Annotated in this window: 22 protein-coding genes; 2 read left to right on the top strand and 20 right to left on the bottom strand. The window is 43.8% G+C overall.

Annotated features, from left to right (window positions below):
• Positions 1-2: 2 nt before the first annotated feature.
• The 18 genes from tadF to B5D54_RS02135 all read right to left on the bottom strand — a co-directional run bounded on the left by tadF (position 3) and on the right by B5D54_RS02135 (position 16513).
• Positions 3-524, bottom strand: coding sequence for a tight adherence pilus pseudopilin TadF (gene tadF, locus B5D54_RS02050; RefSeq protein WP_158142133.1), 522 nt, complete (start codon positions 522-524; stop codon positions 3-5).
• Positions 505-1002, bottom strand: a complete 498-nt coding sequence (locus tag B5D54_RS02055) for a TadE family protein (RefSeq protein ID WP_078924827.1) — start codon at positions 1000-1002, stop codon at positions 505-507. Before B5D54_RS02055 ends, tadF begins: the two co-directional genes overlap by 20 nt.
• Positions 999-1859 (bottom strand): tetratricopeptide repeat protein, encoded by an 861-nt coding sequence (locus B5D54_RS02060; protein ID WP_078924828.1) that lies wholly within the window; start codon positions 1857-1859, stop codon positions 999-1001. Before B5D54_RS02060 ends, B5D54_RS02055 begins: the two co-directional genes overlap by 4 nt.
• Positions 1852-2751 (bottom strand): type II secretion system F family protein, encoded by a 900-nt coding sequence (locus tag B5D54_RS02065; protein ID WP_238096814.1) that lies wholly within the window; start codon positions 2749-2751, stop codon positions 1852-1854. The genes B5D54_RS02060 and B5D54_RS02065 overlap by 8 nt, the downstream gene beginning before the upstream one ends.
• Positions 2741-3661, bottom strand: a complete 921-nt coding sequence (locus B5D54_RS02070) for a type II secretion system F family protein (RefSeq protein WP_078924829.1) — start codon at positions 3659-3661, stop codon at positions 2741-2743. Before B5D54_RS02070 ends, B5D54_RS02065 begins: the two co-directional genes overlap by 11 nt.
• Positions 3658-4947, bottom strand: a complete 1290-nt coding sequence (locus tag B5D54_RS02075; protein ID WP_078924984.1) for a TadA family conjugal transfer-associated ATPase — start codon at positions 4945-4947, stop codon at positions 3658-3660. The genes B5D54_RS02070 and B5D54_RS02075 overlap by 4 nt, the downstream gene beginning before the upstream one ends.
• On the bottom strand, positions 4944-6197 hold the full coding sequence (locus tag B5D54_RS02080) for a CpaE/TadZ family protein (RefSeq protein ID WP_078924830.1): 1254 nt from the start codon (positions 6195-6197) through the stop codon (positions 4944-4946). Before B5D54_RS02080 ends, B5D54_RS02075 begins: the two co-directional genes overlap by 4 nt.
• 7 nt (positions 6198-6204) lie before the next feature.
• A complete protein-coding gene (locus tag B5D54_RS02085) occupies positions 6205-6720 on the bottom strand; it encodes a hypothetical protein (RefSeq protein WP_078924831.1) in 516 nt (171 codons plus the stop codon).
• Positions 6717-8048 (bottom strand): type II and III secretion system protein family protein, encoded by a 1332-nt coding sequence (locus tag B5D54_RS02090; protein ID WP_078924832.1) that lies wholly within the window; start codon positions 8046-8048, stop codon positions 6717-6719. The genes B5D54_RS02085 and B5D54_RS02090 overlap by 4 nt, the downstream gene beginning before the upstream one ends.
• Positions 8049-8058: 10 nt before the next feature.
• On the bottom strand, positions 8059-8868 hold the full coding sequence (gene cpaB, locus B5D54_RS02095) for a Flp pilus assembly protein CpaB (RefSeq protein ID WP_078924833.1): 810 nt from the start codon (positions 8866-8868) through the stop codon (positions 8059-8061).
• A gap of 23 nt (positions 8869-8891) precedes the next feature.
• On the bottom strand, positions 8892-9323 hold the full coding sequence (locus tag B5D54_RS02100; RefSeq protein ID WP_158142134.1) for a prepilin peptidase: 432 nt from the start codon (positions 9321-9323) through the stop codon (positions 8892-8894).
• A gap of 31 nt (positions 9324-9354) precedes the next feature.
• Positions 9355-9564: a Flp family type IVb pilin gene (locus B5D54_RS02105; protein ID WP_078924835.1), complete on the bottom strand. Its 210-nt coding sequence runs from the start codon at positions 9562-9564 to the stop codon at positions 9355-9357.
• A 409-nt stretch (positions 9565-9973) separates the two neighbouring features.
• Positions 9974-10966: a murein tripeptide/oligopeptide ABC transporter ATP binding protein OppF gene (gene oppF, locus B5D54_RS02110; RefSeq protein WP_078924836.1), complete on the bottom strand. Its 993-nt coding sequence runs from the start codon at positions 10964-10966 to the stop codon at positions 9974-9976.
• Positions 10963-11934: an ABC transporter ATP-binding protein gene (locus B5D54_RS02115; protein WP_242004492.1), complete on the bottom strand. Its 972-nt coding sequence runs from the start codon at positions 11932-11934 to the stop codon at positions 10963-10965. Before B5D54_RS02115 ends, oppF begins: the two co-directional genes overlap by 4 nt.
• 32 nt (positions 11935-11966) lie before the next feature.
• Entirely contained in the window at positions 11967-12869 is a 903-nt protein-coding gene (gene oppC, locus B5D54_RS02120) for an oligopeptide ABC transporter permease OppC (RefSeq protein ID WP_078924838.1), read from the bottom strand.
• A 19-nt stretch (positions 12870-12888) separates the two neighbouring features.
• A complete protein-coding gene (gene oppB / locus B5D54_RS02125) occupies positions 12889-13809 on the bottom strand; it encodes an oligopeptide ABC transporter permease OppB (protein WP_078924839.1) in 921 nt (306 codons plus the stop codon).
• 100 nt (positions 13810-13909) lie between these two features.
• On the bottom strand, positions 13910-15541 hold the full coding sequence (locus B5D54_RS02130; RefSeq protein WP_078924985.1) for an ABC transporter substrate-binding protein: 1632 nt from the start codon (positions 15539-15541) through the stop codon (positions 13910-13912).
• Positions 15542-16129: 588 nt separating this feature from the next.
• The gene (locus B5D54_RS02135) at positions 16130-16513 is read right to left on the bottom strand and encodes a DMT family protein (RefSeq protein WP_078924840.1); all 384 of its coding nucleotides are present in this window, start codon (positions 16511-16513) and stop codon (positions 16130-16132) included.
• 262 nt (positions 16514-16775) lie between these two features.
• Here B5D54_RS02135 and cscK point away from each other — a divergent pair, with 262 nt between their 5' ends.
• Together cscK and B5D54_RS02145 are read left to right on the top strand one after the other, a co-directional pair.
• Positions 16776-17690, top strand: coding sequence for a fructokinase (cscK, locus tag B5D54_RS02140; RefSeq protein WP_078924841.1), 915 nt, complete (start codon positions 16776-16778; stop codon positions 17688-17690).
• 335 nt (positions 17691-18025) lie between these two features.
• Positions 18026-19414 (top strand): carbohydrate porin, encoded by a 1389-nt coding sequence (locus B5D54_RS02145; RefSeq protein WP_078924842.1) that lies wholly within the window; start codon positions 18026-18028, stop codon positions 19412-19414.
• An 82-nt stretch (positions 19415-19496) separates the two neighbouring features.
• Here B5D54_RS02145 and B5D54_RS02150 read toward each other — a convergent pair whose 3' ends face one another.
• Positions 19497-21128, bottom strand: a complete 1632-nt coding sequence (locus tag B5D54_RS02150) for a glycoside hydrolase family 32 protein (RefSeq protein WP_078924843.1) — start codon at positions 21126-21128, stop codon at positions 19497-19499.
• A 182-nt stretch (positions 21129-21310) separates the two neighbouring features.
• Positions 21311-22297, bottom strand: a complete 987-nt coding sequence (locus tag B5D54_RS02155; RefSeq protein WP_078924844.1) for a LacI family DNA-binding transcriptional regulator — start codon at positions 22295-22297, stop codon at positions 21311-21313.
• Between the last annotated feature and the right edge of the window lie 155 nt (positions 22298-22452).

A 22452-nucleotide genomic window follows, 5' to 3' on the forward strand; every position in this document is an offset into this window, starting at 1 on the left:
GACTACCTCCCCATTGTTATCGAACGGCTAGAAACTCGGGAAAAATCGCGGCCGATTAACTCTCCAAACCAGCTATCCGTGTCATAACAAAGCGTCACTTGATATAGCGTTGCATGCCGACCAAAAGTGGTGACAAAATCGAGTGAGGCATCAGGGCTTTGGCTTTCACAGTCAATTCCCCGGCGATAAGGCAAAACAACATTAACGCCATTACGCACAATATCTAATTGAAAACCAAATTTCTTATCATCAAAGTTCCCCGTCGTTCGGTGTAATGAGCGGCGTACAATGTCATAAATAGTATTAACTTCTGTTTCCTCAACCGAAAAATTATCGGCTCCGGCTAATTCGGTTCTTTCTTTAATAATGCTCACCGCAGAATAGGACATACGATCTAACTTTCCTTTATAAGCTAGCTTTACCACAATATCTGCACTGAATACTAATAATAGAGCAAAAAATACCCCAACGATGGAAAATTCCACGGTAAAATTACCCCATTGATTAATGAGTGAACGTTTCACGTTGATACTCCTGAATCACAATAACTTCACGGGCAAATAGCGTTTCACGGCTTAAAAAGAAACTAAAAATAGGCTGATAATCATAACTAATATGGTAAACCGCTATCGCCATGTCTTTAGGGTCATTACAGTTAAAAGCCTCTTCCCCTTCTCCTAAACAGCGAGTTTCATAGTTATGTAAATCATCTAAGTGTTTAACAAATTGGACTCTCGCTTTGAATTTATTCGCATCCACAACATAATGCCATAGGCTATTTTCTTCATTAAGCAACTGATTAAATTCCGTGACATAATTAATGCCATCGGTTTTTTTAGCTTCTCTTGCTGCTTTTGCAATAGCGAGATCCCCCAAGCTGGAAACGTAAGAAATAAAACTCATCTCAACCCAAGCCATACACATCAACCAAAAAGCAAAAAATCCGCCCACAAACTCTATGGTTGCGATCCCTTTCTTGGGCAAGAGTGCGTAGTTTTTCATTCTTTATCTCCCCATTGCTGGGAGTGAACCGCATCAATCGGCTCATTAAGTGCCACATTTGACTTATTTTCTAATAAGATCGGAGAATCATTTTTTGCTGAAATTTGAAAGTTAGTGGCTAAATTTAAGCTACGTAATGATTGATATAATAGGATAATGTCTTCTTCACTATATTGACCCGCATAAAAAGCCAGTAAATGGTTTAAACTCCCCACTTTAGCCATGATAATAGCCAAATTTGCTTTAACCTGATCATCCGCTTCTCCATTTAAATATATGGGCAATAAACGTGCAGCCGCGCTAGTATAATCTTCTTCTAACATATCGATTAATGCCAAATTGTTTTTAATCGTCATATCATCAAACATTAATACCCTTGCTTGCGTAAATAAGTCTCTGGATTGAATAAAATCCCCTTGCTGAGCACGAATGATTCCAAGTAGATTAATGACTTTAGCATCGGTTGGATTCTTTTCTCGCGCCATCGCTAAGGAATGTTCAGCCGCTTCAATTTTCCCTAAACGAAAGAGCGCAACACCTTGTAGATAAAAGGCTTGATCGGTTGTTTGATCACGATTCATTAATGGGGTCAAGGTAAATAAAGCCGATTCGGCGTCTTGATAATTTAAGTAGGCTTCCGTGAGCTTTAACCGAGTTTCACTTTCTTCACGCTTTTGTAACTGACTTTTATAAAAATCAATCAACGCGGGATAATTTGAAGTTTTTTTATAAACTTGCTCTTGATCAACCAAACTTAATTCTATCTCTCTACTCGCAGATTTTGTTTGATTTCCGGAGGTGGAAACACAACCAGAAACCGTGATGACGAAGAGAAAAAGTAATATTATTTTATGCATTGACCATCATCCTCATTATCCCCGGTGCCGCAATTAAAATCACAATCGGCACCATGATAAAAATAATCAATGGGATCGACATCTTCGCCGCCAATTTCCCAATTTTTTCTTCAATTTGTAACATTTGTACTTCACGAATGTCTGCTGATAATGTTGTTAATACACTGTATATAGAACTACCGTATTGCAAACTTTGCTTTAATGTCATGACGAAACTACGCATCTCATTAGAGGGAACCCGTTGGTAAAGTTCGTCAAGCGCTTGCTCTAAGCCCACTAAGCGTGCTCTGTCATCGGTTTTTACCAGCAAATAACTAATATCTTTATCAAACCCTTTCATCTCTTTTGCTAAGTAGCTAATGGATGATTCTATCGTCATCCCGGTTTGAACACATACCGCCATCAAATCTAATAAATAAGGTAATTTGGCAGAAATTTTGTAACTCAGTTGCTTTGAACGTATGGCTAAATAACTGTCTGGCAGAATTAAGCTGATCACCAACCAAATCGCCACAGCAATAAACAGACTGTTACCAGACCAATGAAAACGTAGCGACAAGGCGTAACAAACAAAGCATCCCAATAGCAATACCGTATATTTTATCGGCATAAAATAGGTCGCCAGTTTCGGGTTGTAAAACCCTGCAGCTAAAAACTTTTGTTGTACTTGCTGTTTATCAGAAGAAAAAAAACTATTGAGCAAGCGAGACAGTTGCTCAAGCCATGTTGACCTGACTTTTTCCTGTTCATGATGGTGAAAGTCTTGCCATAGTTGTTTCTTTCGTTCACGACGCAACGAAGCAATCAGTAATAAGGCACCAATGGCAATGGCGATAATCGAAAATAGACTACCGAGTGAGGCTTCCAACCAAGGGAATATTTTATCGAACACTCTTCATCAACCCCCATACAATGGCAATACCGATCGCCTCACTGATCAACACATAGTAGAGAATGGGGCGTCCACCGGGATCAAACATGACAAACTCATAGTTTTCCGGGCTGAGGTATTGCAAAATAAACAAGAAGAAGAAAGGTATGGCTGCCACAATTTTGGCTGAAGTTCGCGCTTCTGAAGTGAGTGCATATTTTTTCTTCTCAATAGCACGAGCATTAAAAAGTAGCCGGTTTAAGCGTAAAATAATTTCTTTAAGTTGCCCTCCTCGCTGCATATTGGCGCGTAGCGTAATAACGAAGAAGTGGAAAGAAGGATAAGGAAACCGCAAGCAGGCTTTTCGAAAAACATCATCGGGTGACTCACCTAACTGCAAGCGCTTGCCCATAATTTTAAATTCTTTACCCACTTCATTATTGAGCGTATTACCGACATACATGATGGCATGAGTAATACTCTCTCCTGCGGAAACGGCGCTACTGAGCATGTTGAGCGCATCAGGAAAATTTTCTTCAAACTGGTTTTGTTCACGCTTTCTTAGCCAAAGGTAAGCAAATAAAAGCCCAGCGAGAACAGTGATCACCACGACCAACCAGACGGAACCACGGACAAAACGCTGGTTAAATTCTATTCCTAAAAAAATCAGCACACAGAGGTAACTCACGACTTTAACAATGGCAAGATGACCGAGTTGCTTATTGAGGTTACTCCAAGCCTGCGTGGCTCTATCTTTCCAAGACCTATCAGAAAGTGATTTAATATCAATCGCTTGTTGCTCAGATGTCATGGAGTCAACATACACAGTTCGAGAGAACTGATCCAAGTAATCATAACGTTCGCTCTTACGTTTACGTTGAGCAAGCAGAAGTAAAATTACGCCAACGAAGATAAGCAGTATGGCTATCATGCTCGCTTCTCCCCGACTTCACGAAAGGCTTTAGTCAAGTTCTCTTCTAACCCGAAAAAACGCGCCTTTTCGTACAGAACCGATCGTTGCATTAAGCCTGAAGTAATAAAGCTGCCGTTCACTTTACCGTTTTCGCTTTGTCTAAGATTCGGTTGAAAACGGAAAATTTCTTCCAGTACTACGTTCGAACCTTCTAGCCCTACCACCTCTGTAATGCTCATGACTTTACGGCTACCATCATGAAGGCGATTAATTTGGATGATGAGGTCGACCGCACTCACTATGGTGCGGCGAATGGCTTCCAACGGTAAACTGCTGGTTGCCATCATTACCATAGACTCCACTCGAGCCAAAGCATCTCGTGGCGTATTCGCGTGAAGTGTCGACATGGAACCATCATGCCCCGTATTCATGGCTTGTAGCATTTCAAACGCTTCTGCGCCTCGACACTCACCCACAATGATTCTATCCGGCCGCATCCGCAGCGAGTTGATCACTAAGTCTCGCTGGTTGACGAGCCCTGTGTTTTCTATGCCCGCGGTACGCGTTTCCAAACGCACGACATGTGGCTGCTGTAAACGTAATTCCGCCGCATCTTCAATGGTAATAATGCGTTCATTCTCGGAAATAAACTGGGATAACGCATTCAGCATGGTGGTTTTTCCCGACCCTGTTCCTCCTGAAATTAAAATATTTAACCGGCATCGAGCGGCAACCATGAGCACTTGCGCCATTTCTGGGCTCATGGCTCCAAATTCACAGAGTTTGGTTAAGTCGATGCTCTGTTTTTTAAACTTACGAATCGAGATAGCCGTTCCATCAATGGCTATCGGTGGAATGACGATGTTAACCCGGCTTCCGTCTTGTAAACGAGCATCACAGGTTGGGGATGATTCGTCCACTCGTCGACCAACACGGGCTGCAATCCGTTTGGCAATATCTAATAATTGCCTTTCATCAATAAAATCTATGTGGGCTTTTTCAACCAGACCGCCTCGCTCAATAAAGATGTTTTCATGACCGTTGATCATGATATCGCTAATGGATTCATCATCCATCAAGGTTTGCAAAGGGCCTAACCCGACCAACTCATCCACCAAGTTTTTCACAAACTCTTGGCGAATGACTTTAGGCACGGTTAACCGTTCACGCTCAATCAACAACTCAATCGCTCCATTGAGTTGTTTGGCCAGTTGATCTTTGGTCATCTGTGCGATAGCTTCGGGCTCCAACGCATCAAAAATTTGCTTGCGCAGTCCCACATAAATCGCTTTTGCGCCTATCATGATTTTTTCAACCATTGCTGGATGTGTTGCAAGAAGCTTCCCTTCGCTTGAACAAGCGTTTCACCTAGTAATAGTGAGGTCAGTTGTTTCAGTGGCTCAGCCGCTTTCAACTTGGACGCGACCACGCGTTTGTCTTCCAAAATCGTGGCATTAATCGCGTCACAATAGGGGATCTCAATATCGATCGGTTGCTTAAGAATTGTTTCCGCTTCCTGCTTCCCAGCCGTTGCTAACTTGTTGGCAACGGTATGGTTAAGTACGGTAATTAAGCGCAATGCAGGGTTACTATTAAGTTTATGCACTCGCTCTTTCAACCGAGCGGCTTCACGGACAGAAGAAACGGTTGGGTCAATCACCAGCACAACCATATCAGCATGAGCAAGAAATTTATCTGCCTCCAAGCTAAAGCCTACCGAAGAAGAAAGGTCTTCTAAAATAAAATTAACCTCCTCTGAAAGCTGATCGACAACCACATTGGAATAGTCCAACAAAGATAAGGTATCGAGCTGTTCTGAAGCGAGGGCCAGCATGGACAACATCGGATTTTGTTTATGCAATAGGCTTTGCGCAGATGCGCTGTCCAATGATGAGGCCAGTGAACCTTTTTGGATTTTCCGTTTTTCTAATTTACGAATGCCCATCAAGATATCTAAGTTGCCGCCATGGTAGTTTTGCTCGACCACTAGACAAGAGGTTTTACGAGCTGAACTGAGCTGATGCGCGACTTCAGCGGTAATAAAACTGGTGCCTACGCCACCTTTACTGCCAAGAATACTGATGTATTTGGCCCGACGTTTTTTACCAGGTCCTCGGTGGCTACTGCGCTGCCGATTATCATAAACACTACGCACAAAATCGATGAATTCTTGTTTACTGACGGGCCAAAACACATAGTAGAAACCCATCGCTTTTAAGTTACGAATGGTAGAGATAGCGTCTTCACTACCCACCACTATCACGGAGGCATGGTTAGGGAGCAAGTGGCTAATTCGCTCTGCATCCGTGCTCACATCTTTACTGTTATTTAGCTCAACAATCACGATCTCGATGTCAGATTGACGAACATGATCAGCGATTTGGTCATCTTGGTTTCTCGCCATTGCAGGAGGAACAATGCCTTCAAATCGAAAGGCTTCCTGCACGAGCTCTTGGCACTCAGCCGTCTGATAAAACAGTACCGAAGTGATTTTTTGCTGCTCTATGCTTTCGGTTTGCTGTTTTTTACTAAGTAGATCCACTAAATCAAACATACTTTAGCTACTCCCCACGCTGAATTTGGTTTGCTGGCTGTAACATGTTGTGGGGATTCACCATTGACTGCCAACGCAGACTTTCTGTAAAACACCCGCTGCCTTCTTGACCAAAACGGCTCACTTGAGCATATGGACAGATGGGAACAACCACGTGATGAGATAAAATCTCCATCTGAAAATCAAAATGTTGACCAAACCCTGCGGGGAGTTTTTCCATTCGTACATGTTCAGGAGCCACACCTAATGTCCGTAGTTTCTGCATCGTATTTTCTGCAAAACGTTCACCATGTGAGGTACTCCAATACAAAACAATTTGCTGTGTCACGAGCACGGAATGCTGTTCACGTAGAAATTCCTCTAATCGAGTTTGTGCTTTCGCTTGCTGCTGGCGGTCGGTTTGTAAAGCCAACGTGGCATACACAGGGTACACATCGATGGCTGGACCCGGTTGATCAGCTCGACCAGAACTACACCCCATCAGTGCGACTAAAATCCCAAGCATCACGATTGTTTTTTTCATTGCTTAAACCCTCCCGTAGCGAGAATTTGCTGGCTCAATTGCTGTTCTACTCGGCTTTTTTCCGGATCTAGAGCAAAGAAACGCTCTAACGTTGAGGTTCGTTGCATACTCGGTAGCTGAATGCTTGATGGTTGAATGGGTTGAACTAAATTCACCGTCGCAATGATCACCAGCTCGGTTCGGTTACGGCTCGTTTCAGTATGACGAAATAAAGCCCCTAAGATTGGAATATCACCAATGAAAGGAATTTTCCTGAGTAGTTCACTCTCTTCTTTATTAAGCAGCCCCCCAAGAACAAAGCTCTGTCCATCACCTAATTCCACCGTAGTTCTTGCTCGACGAGTTTTTAAGGCGGGTAAGTTATAAGTATCATTCGAATATTGAGTATCCAATGAACTGACTTCTGGCATTAATGAAAGGCGGATCTTGTCGTCACGTAGCACTTTCGCCATCATCTCTAATCGAACACCAAACTCTTTATAAAGAACGTTAGTACCGCCGTCCACGATAGTCACAACTGGCAACTCTCCCCCCACCAGAAAGCTGGCGGTTTCTCCGGAAATAACCGATAAATTCGGTTCGGCTAACACTTGTCCAACGGTATCATCTCCAATAGCGCTGATCAGCGTCAGGATGTCGCTGCTGCTAAATTGCCTTAGCGGATTGACAAAAATTCCACTATTTTGCCCACTACTCCCAAGCTGAATACCAAATTTTTCCATGAAAGATTGAGAGACTTCAGCAATCGATAACTTCACATTCACCTGTTTGGTGCTCGCTACTTCAATATTATTCACCACCCCTTCAAAGCGACGACGTTGCATGAATTCCATCTTATAAGTGTTGTTATCTCCCAGCTTCCATTCCACATCCGTATCTAAGGAGTTTTTCCCTAACAATTCTCCCACTAATAAATTAATCTCATCTCGTTCTTTTTCCGTCGCCACCGTGCCGCTTAACACCACTTGTTCCCCCAAGTTGTAGACCGTGACTTCCGAATGAGGGTACTTCATTTGAATTTGCTGCTGAATGTGCACCATACTTTTATTCACAATCAAACGTCGGCTGGCTAACGTTCGACTGTTTTCTCCAAAAACGATGAGATTGGCATTACCCATTTGTTTGCCAAAGACCACAACCGTACGTCTGTCAATGACTTGATAGTCCGCAACATTAGGGTCAGAAATAAAAACCGATTGGATTTCACTCTCCACTCTTAAGGTCTGCGCATCCCCTTCCGCTAAATTCATCATGCGCTGTGCATTTGCGGGTAAGCTCAATATCCCAAGTAGGAATAAAAGTAATAAAGAAAAATTGCGATGAATCATAATCGGTTCCTTAGCGTACCGTAGCCTTATTGGCTCGATATTCATGTATGGCTTTGTAATCGGTCAGCACATCACCTGCATTGGCAGACAGTTCACTTGCTTTCTGGTTACCCGTAGAAAGATGAATTTCTAATTGCGCAATATGTCGAGCAATGGTCAAGGTTGCGACCTGTTTACGATTCAACTCTAAAATAACACTCGCCTGAGAGTGAGAGAGTTCATTGCGTCCTTTTCCTTCACTGCTCTGCGATTGATTCACTTGCAACACCTTGACTCCCATTAATACAGGGGTGAGTGAAACCGTTTCAAAACTGCGCACCGTTTCATCGTTAGCCAAATTTTGTTTCAAAGAAGCGAGCGCTAAAATATCGACCAAAGAACCGGGTTGAATCACACCACCGATGATTGACTCTTCTTTGACTTGAATAGGAAAAGGCACATGATCTGGCGTTAATATCAAGTCGATATAACCGGATTGGTTGGGAACTAGCAGCAATTCAGGCCAAACAACGGCCCCTTTCTCTAATCGCTGAGTTATTCGCATCTCTGGTGTAAAGTTAATCGTGATATTTTGGTTTACCCCCAAAGCAAGCGCTTGTGACTCATCGATAGCGTGTAACTCTAAATCCAATCGAGTAATGGGTTGACCTTTTTCTAATGGATGACGAGCAAGCCATACTTGCCACTGCTTAGCAGGCAAAGGTTTTGGCTCTACGACTGGCATAGATTGAGCAGGAGGAGAGCTGGCTGGGGCAAATAATCCATAGCCACCAGCGGCTATCGCAAGGAGAGCCAGTGCGATTAAAAGCTTGGAATTCATTTCACCGTCCCAAGTGAGAGAAATTATAAAGAGGAGAGATAAATGGCAAAACCGCCAACTAAACTAATGGGAACTCCGTAAGGAATGCCTTTCTGGCGTACTGCCCTTAAATCGGTACAAAGACCATAAAGCAAGTAACCGATTGCCATTATTCCACCCACCACAGTAATACCAACTAAGGTTAGCGGCAGATAATCCGGATGAATACCTAAACTGAGGACTGCCAAAAGTTTGGTATCTCCCGCAGCCAATAGTTGAAAATAAAACAACACTAAACCAATTAATAAAATAACCAAGGTATAGGGTAGAACGGACCAATTAGGCTGGATAAACCAGCCTAATAAAATAACTACAGCTAATATTATCAACAGGTAATTATTGATTACTCGTTTGGAAATATCACTAACGACAACCAAAACTATCAAAAGCCATATTATCACTATTAATGAGCTCAAATTATTACCTATATAAGTAATCAGCCTCAGTCTACGGTGTTTCTAACGAGTTCAAGTTCTTATCAATAATTCCGAAGGCGTTTTCTAAAGTATCCTTAAAAGCACCATCCTTAAATACTGCAATGACAATAGCCGAGATAGCTACACCAATAATCGCATATTCAATCGCGGTAACACCGCGTTGATCTTGAGCGAAAGAGTCCAACAGTAAGCGAGATTTAACATATAGTTTTGTCAACATGGAATTTTCCTTTTTTTATCATATAAACGAAATTTTGGAGCAATATCACCAAATTTCATTCCACTGCAGTTACTTTAGCATTCACGATTTATATGTCCATTGAAGACATGATCAAAATTGTGGATTTAAATATACAATCTCAACCATGAGACGAAACCGAGTATTAACTCTAATTTAACTTACAATTAGCTCTATATGACCAATACATAATGAGACTAAAATCACATTTATAATAATGCCATTACACTCGTTACATTAGGTAACGATGAGAAAAATTTACCGATAACCGACTAAAAAATAAGAAGGATTTTAGAAAAGAAGTGAAATTAATACGAATAACAAGGGAGAACATGACGATTCATGTTGCCCCTACCCTATATGGCTAGGGGCACAAAAGGTGACTTATCTATCACAAATTAACGTGTAAACAAGAAACCGAGTGTTGATCGCTGCCTTGGATACTTGGCCGAGTTTGCGCACAAGCGTCACTCGCTTGCGGGCAACGGGTACGAAAAACACAACCTGAAGGCGGGTTAATCGGCGAGGGTAAATCCCCTTCCAACATTTGAATGGTTTTACTGCGTTCAATTTTAGGATCAGGGATGGGCACGGCTGACATTAATGCTTTGGTATAAGGGTGCAGAGGGTTAGCAAATAGCTCTTTTGCAACCCCTAATTCCACCGCATTGCCTAAGTACATCACCAAGACACGATCAGAAATATGCTTAACCACGGAGAGATCGTGAGCAATAAAGACCAAAGATAACCCTAACTCTTTTTGCAGTTCTTTTAATAAATTCACCACCTGAGCTTGAATGGACACATCCAATGCAGAGACGGGTTCATCACAAATGATCATTTTAGGGTTTAAAATCAACGCTCGGGCTATTCCAATCCGTTGACACTGCCCGCCTGAGAATTCGTGCGGATAGCGATTGATCACATTAGGCAATAAGCCGACTTTGGCCATCATTTCCTTCACACGATCTTTAACGTCTTGCTTAGATAATTCAGGATAAAAGGTCTGCAATGGCTCTGCAATAATATCCCCGACCGTCATCCGTGGGTTAAGTGAAGCGAGCGGGTCTTGAAAGATCATCTGAATATCTTTGCGGGTATTACGACGCTTCACCGCATTCAAACGCGTCAGATCTTGTCCCAGCCAAACGACCTGCCCCTCTGTGGCTTCCACCAAACCGATGATCGCTCGAGCAAACGTCGATTTACCACAGCCTGACTCGCCCACCACGCCTAAGGTTTCCCCTTCATATAAACGAACGTTCACCCCATCAACGGCTTTTAAGGTCGCCGGCTTGCTCCAAGGCCAAGCAGACTTAGCGGCGATAGAAAAATGAACTTTTAACTCTTTAACTTCTAACAAAAGCGATTTTTCATTATTCATTTGGTCCAAGCCTCCCAATCAGAAAAACAGGCACGCTGACGCCCATCTGCAAATGGCGTTAGGATCGGCGCTTCACGCAGACACCGATCCATCACTCGATGACAACGTTCTTGATACGGGCAGCCCGGAGGTAGACGAAGTAAATTGGGTGGGTTACCCGGAATGGTGGGTAACACCTCCCCTTCGGTATCTAAACGAGGAATAGCCTTGAGCAATCCTTCGGCATAAGGGTGGCTGGGTCGATAAAAAATATCCTCAACAGAGCCATACTCCATCGTTCTTCCTGCATACATCACTAGCACTTTGTCACAAGAACCTGCCACCACCCCCAAATCATGGGTAATCATAATAATGGCAGTGTTGAACTCTTTTTTCAGCTCATTGAGCAAGTCCATAATCTGTGCCTGAACGGTCACATCCAAAGCCGTGGTTGGCTCATCGGCAATCAATAATTTCGGGCGACAAAGCAGTGCCATCGCAATCATCACTCGCTGGCGCATACCACCAGAAAATTCATGTGGGTACATGGTAATCCGTTTACGTGCTTCGGGTATTTTCACCGCCTCCAGCATACGAACGGATTCTTCAAATGCTTGCGCTTTACTCATTCCCTTATGCAGCATCAAAACTTCCATCAATTGGTCACTCACCTTCATATAAGGGTTCAGTGAGGTCATTGGGTCTTGAAATATCATGGCAATTTGCTCAGCGCGGACTTTGTTCAGCTCTCGCTCAGGCAAGTTAAGAATCTCTTTCCCTTCAAATTTAGCACTGCCTGAGATTCGACCATTCTTTGCAAGCAGTCCCATAATGGCAAAAACGGTCTGCGATTTGCCAGAACCGGATTCGCCCACAATACCCAACGTTTCTCCTTGCTTCAGAGAAAAGTTCAAATCATTAACTGCGGTGACGGTGCCATCTTGAGTGGCAAACTCAACCCGCAGATCTTTGACATCTAATAAACTCATTATTCTTTCCTTACCCTTTGATTCCTTTGGGGTTATCTGTCTTTCGGGTCCAGCGCGTCACGTAAACCATCACCCACATAGTTAAAGCAAAAAAGGGTGACAATCATAAACGCCGCAGGAAAAGCCAGTTGCCAAATAGCGATTTCCATGGTTTGTGCACCTTCTTGTAATAACGCGCCCCAACTGGTCATCGGCTCTTGCACCCCAAGCCCAAGGAAAGAGAGGAAAGATTCGGTCAAAATCATACTGGGGATCAGCAAGGTTGAATAAACCGCTACAATCCCTAATACGTTCGGCACAATGTGACGAGTGATGATCCGCCATTGACTCACCCCACACACATGCGCCGCTTCGATGAATTCTTTGCTACGCAAGCTCAATGTCTGACCACGAACAATACGCGCCATATCCAGCCACGCAATGGCACCAATCGCCACAAAAATCAAAATAATGTTACGACCAAAGAAGGTCACCAATACGATGACTAAAAACATAAAGGGGACGGCATAAAGAATTTCCAAGATACGCATCATCACCCGATCAACTTTGCCACCAATAAAGCCCGACGTAGCACCATACAAAGTACCAATCAACACCGCGACAAATGCTCCCATCACACCGACCATCAATGATATTCTCCCCCCCACTAAGGTTCGAACGTAGATGTCGCGCCCAAGGCTGTCAGTACCAAACCAGTGTTCAGCATTAGGGGCCACATGCATGGCATACCAATCGGTGTCATCAAAAGCATAAGGGGCCATCATAGGTAAAATAATCACCGCCAAAATCATCAATGATAAAATAACCAAACTCACCATTGCGGCTTTGTTGCGCATAAACCGATAACGCGCATCCTGCCATAAGCTGCGGCCTTCTATTTCTAAATTCTCAGAAAATTTTTCAATCGCCGCGACATTGTCTCTTTTTGTTAACATAGCTCTACTTCCCTGTCGTTTAATAGCGAATTTTGGGGTCAATCATGGCGAGTAAAATGTCCACAATGGCGTTGAACAAAATAAACAGGAAGCCAATTAAAATCGTCACGCCCATCACCAATGAATAATCTCGGTTAAATGCCGCATTAACGAAAAGTTTACCGATACCCGGTAAGCCAAAAATGGTTTCGATCACCACCGACCCCGTAATAATGCCGACAAATGCGGGCCCCATATAAGAAACCACTGGCAATAGAGCTGGCTTCAAGGCGTGTTTGATCACGATGTAACGGTAGCTCAACCCTTTGGCTCGCGCAGTACGAATGAAATTACTGTTGAGTGTCTCAATCATTGAACCGCGAGTGATCCGCGCAAAGGTGGCAACATACAAAAGTGACATCCCTATAACGGGAAGCACTAAGTATTTCGCGCTACCATCCATCCAGCCACCCGCAGGAAATAAATTCCAGTGAAGGGAGAAAAGATAAATCAAGGCTGGTGCTAGGACAAACGAAGGCATAACCACCCCTAACATGGCGGTGGACATAATGGTGTAGTCAACCCAAGTATTATGCTTTAAGGCGGCGATGGTGCCGACACTCACTCCCATAATGAGGGTAAAAATAAACGCAACCACCCCTACTTTTGCCGAAACAGGCAAAGCCACCGCAATCAACTCATTCACTGAATAGTCTAGGTATTTAAAAGAAGGGCCAAAATCTCCTTGTAAAACATTCATCAGGTAAGTGGTGTATTGTTCAAACACCGGTTTATCTAAGCCATATTTGGCCTCAATGTTGGCCATCACTTCCGGTGGAAGTGAACGCTCACTTGAAAACGGATTTCCCGGAGCAAAGCGCATAAGAAAGAAAGATATCGTGATCAATACCAACATGGTTGGAATCGCTTCAAATATCCTTTTTGCGATGAATTTAAACATAAACTCACTCTTTCAGTCTGTGACAATTGAAAACAAGAAGACGCTGTATGCGCAAGCACATACAGTGTCTAAATCGTTATTTCGAGGTAAACACCCGAACCTACTGAGCTTTAATATAAAGATCTTTCGTGTAGATTTTTTCTTCTGGGTTATTGGACGGGAAGCCGCCGACTTTAGGAGAAAGTAACCGCGATTTTACGTATTGATAAATAGGCGCGATTGGCATTTCTTTGGCTATTAATGCTTCTGCCTGAGCATAATACGCTTGCCGTTCAGACTCAGAAGTCGAGGTTAAAGCTTTCATAATAATGGCGTCATAATCGGTATTGCCCCAATGCTGACCACCCGTGGTATTATTGCTCATCATCAGAGTTAAGAATGAAGAAGCTTCATTATAGTCACCACACCAACCCGCACGAGCCACTTCAAAATTACCTTGATCTTTTGATGACAGGTAGGTTTTCCACTCTTGGTTTTCAAGCGTCACATCAAGCCCAAGTGTTTTCTTCCACATAGAACCAAGCGCCACCGCAATTTTCTTATGGTTTTCAGATGTGTTGTACAATAGGCTGAATTTTAAAGGGTTACCCTTTCCATACCCCGCCTCTTTGAGCAGGCGCGCCGCTTCGGCGTCCCGTTCTTTCTGGCTCATTTTGCCATAAGCAGGGAATTCTGGATGAAAACCAGCGGTAATTTCAGGGGTTAAGAAATATGCAGGTTTCTCACCCTGTGCCATGATGGCATCGGTCACAATGTTACGGTCGATAGCATAAGAAATGGCTTTACGAACACGCACATCATCAAACGGCTTTTTCTTGGTATTGAATGAATAATAGTAAGTACACAAGTTACCCACAACGGAAACAGATTCAGGATACTCTTTTTTCAAACGTCGGAAGTGCTCAATCGGCAACTCATAGGTAATATCAATTTCACCCGCTAAGAAGCGGTTCATCTCTGCCACTTGGTTTTCAATCGGAAGGAAAGTAACTTTGTTGATGACGGTATGCGCATTATCCCAATACTGCTCATTACGCGTCAAAACTAAACGTTCGTTGACCACCCAGCGATCGACCACATACGCACCGTTTCCAACAAAGTGTTCGGGTTTGGTCCAGTTATCACCGTATGCTTCAATGGTTTTCTGGTGAACTGGCTTCATGGTGGTGTGCCCAGTCATCATCACGAAATAGGGAACCGCGGTTTCCAGTTCCACCACTAAGGTATGGTCATCCAGCGCTTTCACGGCGAGTTCACTTTTCTCTTTTTTACCCTCGACAATCTCTTTGGCATTTTTAATCTTGGTGTATTCCATATACCAAGCATAAGGAGAAGCGGTCGCAGGATCGAGAGCCCGTTGCCAGCTATACACAAAATCTTGCGCAGTGACCGGATCGCCATTGGACCATCTGGCATCTGCTCGCAAATGGAAGGTATAGGTTTGGTTATCGGTGGTTTCCCAAGATTCAGCAACACCAGGAATGGTATTACCGTCCGCATCTTGATTCACAAGCCCTTCCAACAAATCACGAATAACATGTGATTCAGGAACACCCTGAGATTTGTGCGGGTCAATGGTAGCCACTTCGGTCCCATTGCCTCTCACTATTTCTTGTTTCTCTGCTAATTTTATTCCGGCGGGAACATTCGCCGCGAAAGAGGTAAAAGAAGTGGTCGCCACTGCTAAGCTTGCACCCAGCAGCAAGGTTTTTGTGATGTTATTCTTATTCATCGTAGAAAACTCCAAGTTTTTATCTTGCATCCATGACTTCCTTATTGGGTTTCCAGAACGGCTAGAATAAGGTCATAGACCACGCCCAATAAAGAACCTGGCACATTAGCAATCATTGAAGTAAGTTACCAATAAAATGTAGCTTCAGCAGATGATATACTTAATCTACATCAATAATCAGCGCATCACTTCAGTCGAAATTGAGTTAACCATGATCATCAAAATCTGCTCAATCTCGTGATAGCCTCAATGCCATAATGTCTAGCAACGCCTAAAGTTATAGAATCTTATGCTAGAAATTGATCGAAAAATTAACATTTAAAATAGAGCGAGTCGAACTAAATGTAATAATCGACTCTTTAATAGAGTCAATTTGTGAAGGCAATCGCTACCTTGCACCAAAGCGAGACGGATGCCCCACTTTGCTTCATACAAAAATCGAATTAAAAATTAATCGGACATAACCAAAGCGCCTATATCAATACATAACTTCTCAAACAATATTGAAGCGCGGCGGTACTTTGGTTCCAATCACAGGCACTACAGATTGGAACCATTTCAGAGGAAGAGAGAAAAAGGAGCCGCGTTTTACGCGATAGCACGAGTCAGAACTTCCAAAATTTGTGGTCGAAAAATAAAAAAGACCGCGCCTAATAAACAAAGCCCTGCCCAGACAAAATCCATTCGGAACGGTTCTTTCATATAGATCAACGCAAAGGGCACAAAAACCGACAAAGTAATCACTTCTTGTAAAATTTTAAGCTGGCCTAAATTCAGCACCGTATAGCCAATTCGGTTAGCAGGCACCTGAAATAGATATTCAAACAGGGCGATCCCCCAACTGAGCAATGCAGCGATAAGCCACGGTTTATGCCCAAGTTCACGTAAATGCGCATACCAAGCAAACGTCATAAAGACATTACTGATCAAAAGAAGCCCTATGGTAACCAACATAGGAGGAAGAGCGAACATAATGAAAACTCCAGTCAAAGAGAAATAAGTGAAGCACAAAACGCGTGCAGTGTGCGCTGAAGCCTCACATTCGTCAATCGACTGTCGTAATTTTTACCAAACTGGGAACGATACCGAAAAATAGTGTAAAAGGCTCTCAATTTTATTAATTTATCTTTCGCCGATCACAATTTAGCAAGCCAAAGAATAGACCCGTTATCGAAAGACTTCCCAAGATTTTTCCAACCACTACACTAAAGAAAATTATTGTGGGAGACAGTCAATGAGTAAAGTATGGGTCACAGGCGACGCGGTTGTCGATCTTATTCCTGATGGTGAGCAACACTATTTAAAATGCCCCGGCGGCGCACCCGCTAACGTTGCCGTTGCGATTGCTCGGTTAGGCGGACAGAGTGCTTTCTTTGGTCGAGTTGGGAACGATCCTCTTGGTCGATTTATGCAGCAGACACTAACCAATGAAGGTGTGGATAGCGCATATTTGCTGTTGGATGATCAACAGCGCACCTCTACCGTGGTGGTAGATTTAGATGACACCGGTGAACGCAGTTTTACGTTTATGGTAAAACCCAGTGCCGATCAGTTCTTACAGCCCGATGATATTCCTGAATTTCATCCCGGTGAATGGCTACACGTTTGCTCAATTGCACTCGCCAATGAACCCAGCCGTAGCTCAACCTTTGCAGCGATGGATCGCATCAAACAAGCAGGGGGATACGTCAGTTTTGACCCTAATTTACGTGAAGAGGTCTGGCAAAATCCGTCAGAACTCATTGATGTGGTCATGCTGGCCGTGACCAAAGCAGATGTGGTGAAATTTTCAGAAGAAGAGCTCACGCTTCTCACCCAGACAGAGACGATTGATGAAGGTCTCAATGCGCTAAAAGCGCTGAACATTCCTCTTGTCGTGATTACTCAAGGGGCAAAAGGCGCATTAGTTGTCACGGGTGAACACCCGCAATTAGTCACAGGAAAAGTGGTTAAGCCTGTCGATACCACTGGTGCTGGTGATGCTTTTGTTGGAGGATTATTGTATCAACTTTCCTCCAGCAATCCGTGGCACCAAAATTTGGAAGAGGCGATTTTATGGGCGCACGGCTGCGGCGCATTAGCCACGACACAAAAAGGGGCGATGACCGCTTTGCCAACCCAGCAAGCCCTGCTTGATTTCATTCGTTAACTGTCTATTCCTCCTCTTTCTTGTTAGCGAACTTTCTTGTCAATAGAAGGTTCGCTTTTTGACGTTGAAATAGTGTGATCAAACACAATGCATCCGATCACAAAATGATATTTTTGTGTGATTACGCTTAAATTTCCCACAACTTTCAGGGATCGTTCCCTAAATATCCGATACAGTAACATCGAACTAAAGATCACGTAGTTCTCATTTTCCATCGCTGCACTAGGCATGAAATGAGCAAATTTGGTCTCGTTTTCTACGCTAATTCAATGATTAAATTGGGAACGTTTGCAAACTCTTGATTTATCATCCAACTCATGTGGAGAAAAAGCACAATGAAAGCGAAAACACTAGCACTAGCGATTGCCTCAACCCTACTCCCAACGTCTGCTGTATGGGCAAACAGTGATATTTCTGCGTTGGAAGCTCGAATTAATGAGCTAGAATCACGCCTCACCGTCACAGAGCAAACCGCTGAACAAGCCGTCAATACCGCCTCTCAATTCGAGTTTCATGGCTATGCGCGAGCAGGACTGTTAACCAATGATGACCTTAACGGCGCAACAGGAACAGGGCCTTATATGACCGCAGCGGGCAGTTTAGGAGCCCCCATTGGCCGTTTAGGTCTGGAAGCCGATAAATATTTAGAAGCCAACCTTATCCATAATCGCGTATTGGATGATGGCTCTAAAGCACGCTTTCATATCATGTTGGCCGATAGTGTAGAAACCAATAATGAGTGGACGGCGGATGACAGCCAGTTAAACGTACGCCAAGTCTATGCGGAGCTGTCTAATTTAACCTCTTTTAGTGGTGCATTTGAAAATGCTACGGTTTGGGCTGGTAAGCGTTTTGACCGTGATAACTTTGATATTCATTTCTTTGATTCCGATATTGTCTTCCTTTCGGGTACCGGAGCTGGGGTCTATGATGTTCAACTTGCCGATAACTGGAAAGCCAACTTCTCTCTCTATGGGCGAGATTTTGGAGAGATTGATAGCTCCAACACCAACATCGAAAACTACATAGCGACCATGAATAACCGATTCGGTCCTTTCCAAGTGATGATCAGCGGTATGGTTGCCGCAGATAATGAAGATCAAGCGGTAGCCGCCGAGTCAGCCACAAAACGGGCAGAAAACGGGGTACATGCGTTATTTGCTTATCATGGCGGTGATTTCTTTGGCTTTAATGAGGGTTCATCTTCAACGGGGTTACTGGCTGGTCAAGGACTTGGAGCCGAATTAAAAGGCATTGGCTCTAATGGGAATTTAAACGATGATGCTAAAGCACTTCGTCTCTTTAGTTATGGGGTTACCCGCTTTGCTGAGAATTGGCGCTTTGCTCCTGCGTTCATGGCGGAATATAGCCGAGATCGCATTAAGAAGGATGATAAATTCAAGTGGGCTTCACTTAACGTACGCTTAGCTCAAGAATTGACAGAAAACTTTGAGATGGTGTACGAAGGGTCATATCAATATATGGACTTAGATAATAGTGTTGAACAAGCCAGTGGCAGCTTTTACAAAGCAACCTTAGCGCCAACCTTAAAGTTATCGACCGCATCAGGCTTCTTTGACCGTCCAGAGCTACGCTTTGCTGTCAGCTACGTGGATTGGAGCCGTGATTTAGATAACTACGCCGTTAGCCTTGCCAATGATGCCAGCACAATGGGTAAAGGTGGTGAAACGGTGTTTGCTCTACAGATGGAAACGTGGTTTTAATAGCTCAAGACTTTGAGCATGACAAAAGCCCCTCACAGAATGTGAGGGGCTTTTATATTAGAAAGGTTATTTTAGGTTCACATTAGCAAGGGGCAAACCCACCATTCATTGCACTTAATTGTGCAAATTCTGCGGTAACTTCAGCGCCAATCAACGAAATACGGGTAGCATCCGTCGCCGTGAAAACACGCCCTGTCATCACCTGTTCACCTTGGTTAATAAAGATTTCTAATGAGGAGTGATCAGCTAAAATCTGTAAATGGACTTCTTCTGACTCTAAAGCGAGTTCACGGACTGTATCTCCTTGGCGAATCTCGGTTTGGCTACGGTCAAAACGAAGCACCTTGCTGTCAGCATCAAAGGACAACACCACTTTATGCTGCGCATTTTCCATTAAATGTAACTCACCGCCCAACGGTAGGTTCAGTATCAATTCGAAGCTTTTCGTCGCCACATCAACCCCTAGTTCATTTAATGTCAGGGTTTGAACGTTTCTCCGTAACAGCTCAAGCTCAGCAACAGGGCGTTGAATGACTTTTCCTTGCTGCCAGCTCAGCTCGCGCAATGCTGTAAATTGGTGTATCCAGCCATTGTCACAGCTTGGGTGATCTATCTCATCAGGGAGCCCCATCCAGCCGCAGAGCACACGTCGTCCATCAGGAGTTTGAGCCGTTTGTGGGGCGTAAAAATCAAACCCTGCATCCAACTGCCAACCTTGTAGAAAATGAAAGTGCCCTTGTTCATCCTGCTCTACAGTAAAAATTCGGTTTTGGTGCTCAATGGTATGATGGGGATTTTCAGAGCGAATCCCTTGAGGTCCAAAAACAATGAAGGCTTGCCCTTCGAGTTCAAACCAATCCGGACATTCCCACATATACCCATAAGGGGCTAATTCTTCACCGTATAATCGGTCAAATTGCCAATCTTGTAAGTTGGAAGAATGGTAAACCGCCAAGCGCCCCTGTAACGTCTCGGTCTGCGCACCAAGTAACATATGCCAACGCCCTTGTTGATACACCACTTTAGGATCACGTATATGCTCTGTCACACCGGGCGGTAAAGTACGGATCACTGGGCCTAATTTTTCAAAAGTCCCCTCTTTAGTTGCTCTGGCAACACATTGCATGGTTTGTCGCTGACGATCATGACCTAAGCGTGTATTCCCCGTGTAAAACAGCCAAAGATCCTCGCCATCACTGACAGCATGGCCAGAAAAAACGCCATGGCTATCAAACCAATCCGATGGCGTCAGAGCAATCGACTGCCATTGCCAGTGAATCAAATCTTGGCTTTTAAGCAGTACCCAGTATTTATCTTTATGTTCACAAGCAAAGGGATGCCATTGATAAAACAGGTAATATTCCCCTTGGTGGCAAATAAACCCATTCGGGTCATTCAATAAACCTTGTGGTGGAGAAATATGCCATTGAGGGCGATAGGGACAGGCAATAGGCTGAAGATGAGCCGACGCCTGTTCACGTTGCTGCTCTGCTATCTGGCGGCCAGTCGCCGCTAAATGCTCATCCGTGATGGTTTCATCACGTACCATCGAAAGTTGCCATTCACCTAGAACCGACTCAGTAACAATGTGATCGGGCAAGGTTTTCACTCGCTGAGCATCATGCACAGCAACAGTGATCCGCCCTTTTGGAGCGAGAATACGTAGAATATTGGTGATACCACCGGCGAGGTCAATCAACAAATCAAGAGACATATGCTTACCTAACTATTAAATTCGGGAACGTTCCAAAAGTATAAAACATCACTTGCGTAGGCAAGTTTTTCCGTCGTATAACCAAGTATAGGATAGTTGAATGTGAAGCAGAGCACAGAAACCCCTCTTTGATTGTCAGGATATTTCGCTATCCTGACAACAATGCGAGTGGATGCGACTCATCAACAAGTTTGGCGATCAATGTTTTGGAAAGTTAGCACCACTTTGCTCATCTCTAACCCTTGCCCAGCAATACGCTCCAACAGCATTTTCGCTGCATTTTCTCCTGCTTTATCAAAGGCATAATTAAAGGTAGATAAGCTTGGTGTGCTCACATAGGCCAACTCATCGTTCCCAACCCCTAACACTTTCACTTGCTGACCCACGGCAATCCCCTGCTCTTGTAGTGCTTTAATCGCCCCTACCGCTAGCCGATCCGTCGCACAAAATAGCCCATCCAAGTGTGGATAAGCGGCGATCTGCTGCTTAGCTAAGCGATAACCCGACTCAATCGAAAAGTCGCCCCGCACATGAAACAGTAACTCTTGTTGATGCTGAATCAGTGATTGTTCAAGGCCCTGAGAACGTAAAACATCCACCGCCACATCATCACTTTGTACCCCAATAAAACCGATATTTTGACAACCAGCAGCCACTAAACGGTTACCCGCCTCAAAACCGACGCGTTGATCATCATGAACGACACTAGGAATATTATAGAGCGAACCATCTTGACCAATTAAGACAACGGGCACCGGAGACTGTTGAATCGCTTTGATCAAAGCCGTATCAAGGTGGGTTGCATAAAACACAATACCCTCGACACGTTTTTGATTAAAGATTTGAATATATTCGAGTTCCTTGGCATGCACTTGATGAGTATTGGCCAGTAAAACATGCTTACCTGCTTGTTCAAAAATCGCGGTTAATCCATCCACCCCCTGCGCAGTGGCGTGGGAAGAAACACGAGGCACAATCACTCCGATTAAATTGGTTTTTTGTGATTTCAGATCTTTCGCCACCTGATTGACAACATAACCACAATCAGCAACTGCCTTTAATACTTTGATTTTTGTGGATTCTTTGACGCCATACTCATCATTGATAACCCGAGAGACCGTGGATTTAGACACCCCGGCTAAACGGGCAACATCATATAAACTTGCCATTACGACTCTTTTCCATCATCAGTTTGGGATTGATTGCAAAATTACTCGATACGCATTTTGCTGATAGCGTGATTCTACCCTTGTTTTATGTATTTTCACTTAAGCTTTTGGCGATCATCTTCACATATTCTTGGATTTCATTTTGACCATTGCGG

Source organism: Vibrio cincinnatiensis DSM 19608, from assembly GCF_900167345.1.
Taxonomy (GTDB): Bacteria; Pseudomonadota; Gammaproteobacteria; order Enterobacterales; family Vibrionaceae; genus Vibrio; species Vibrio cincinnatiensis.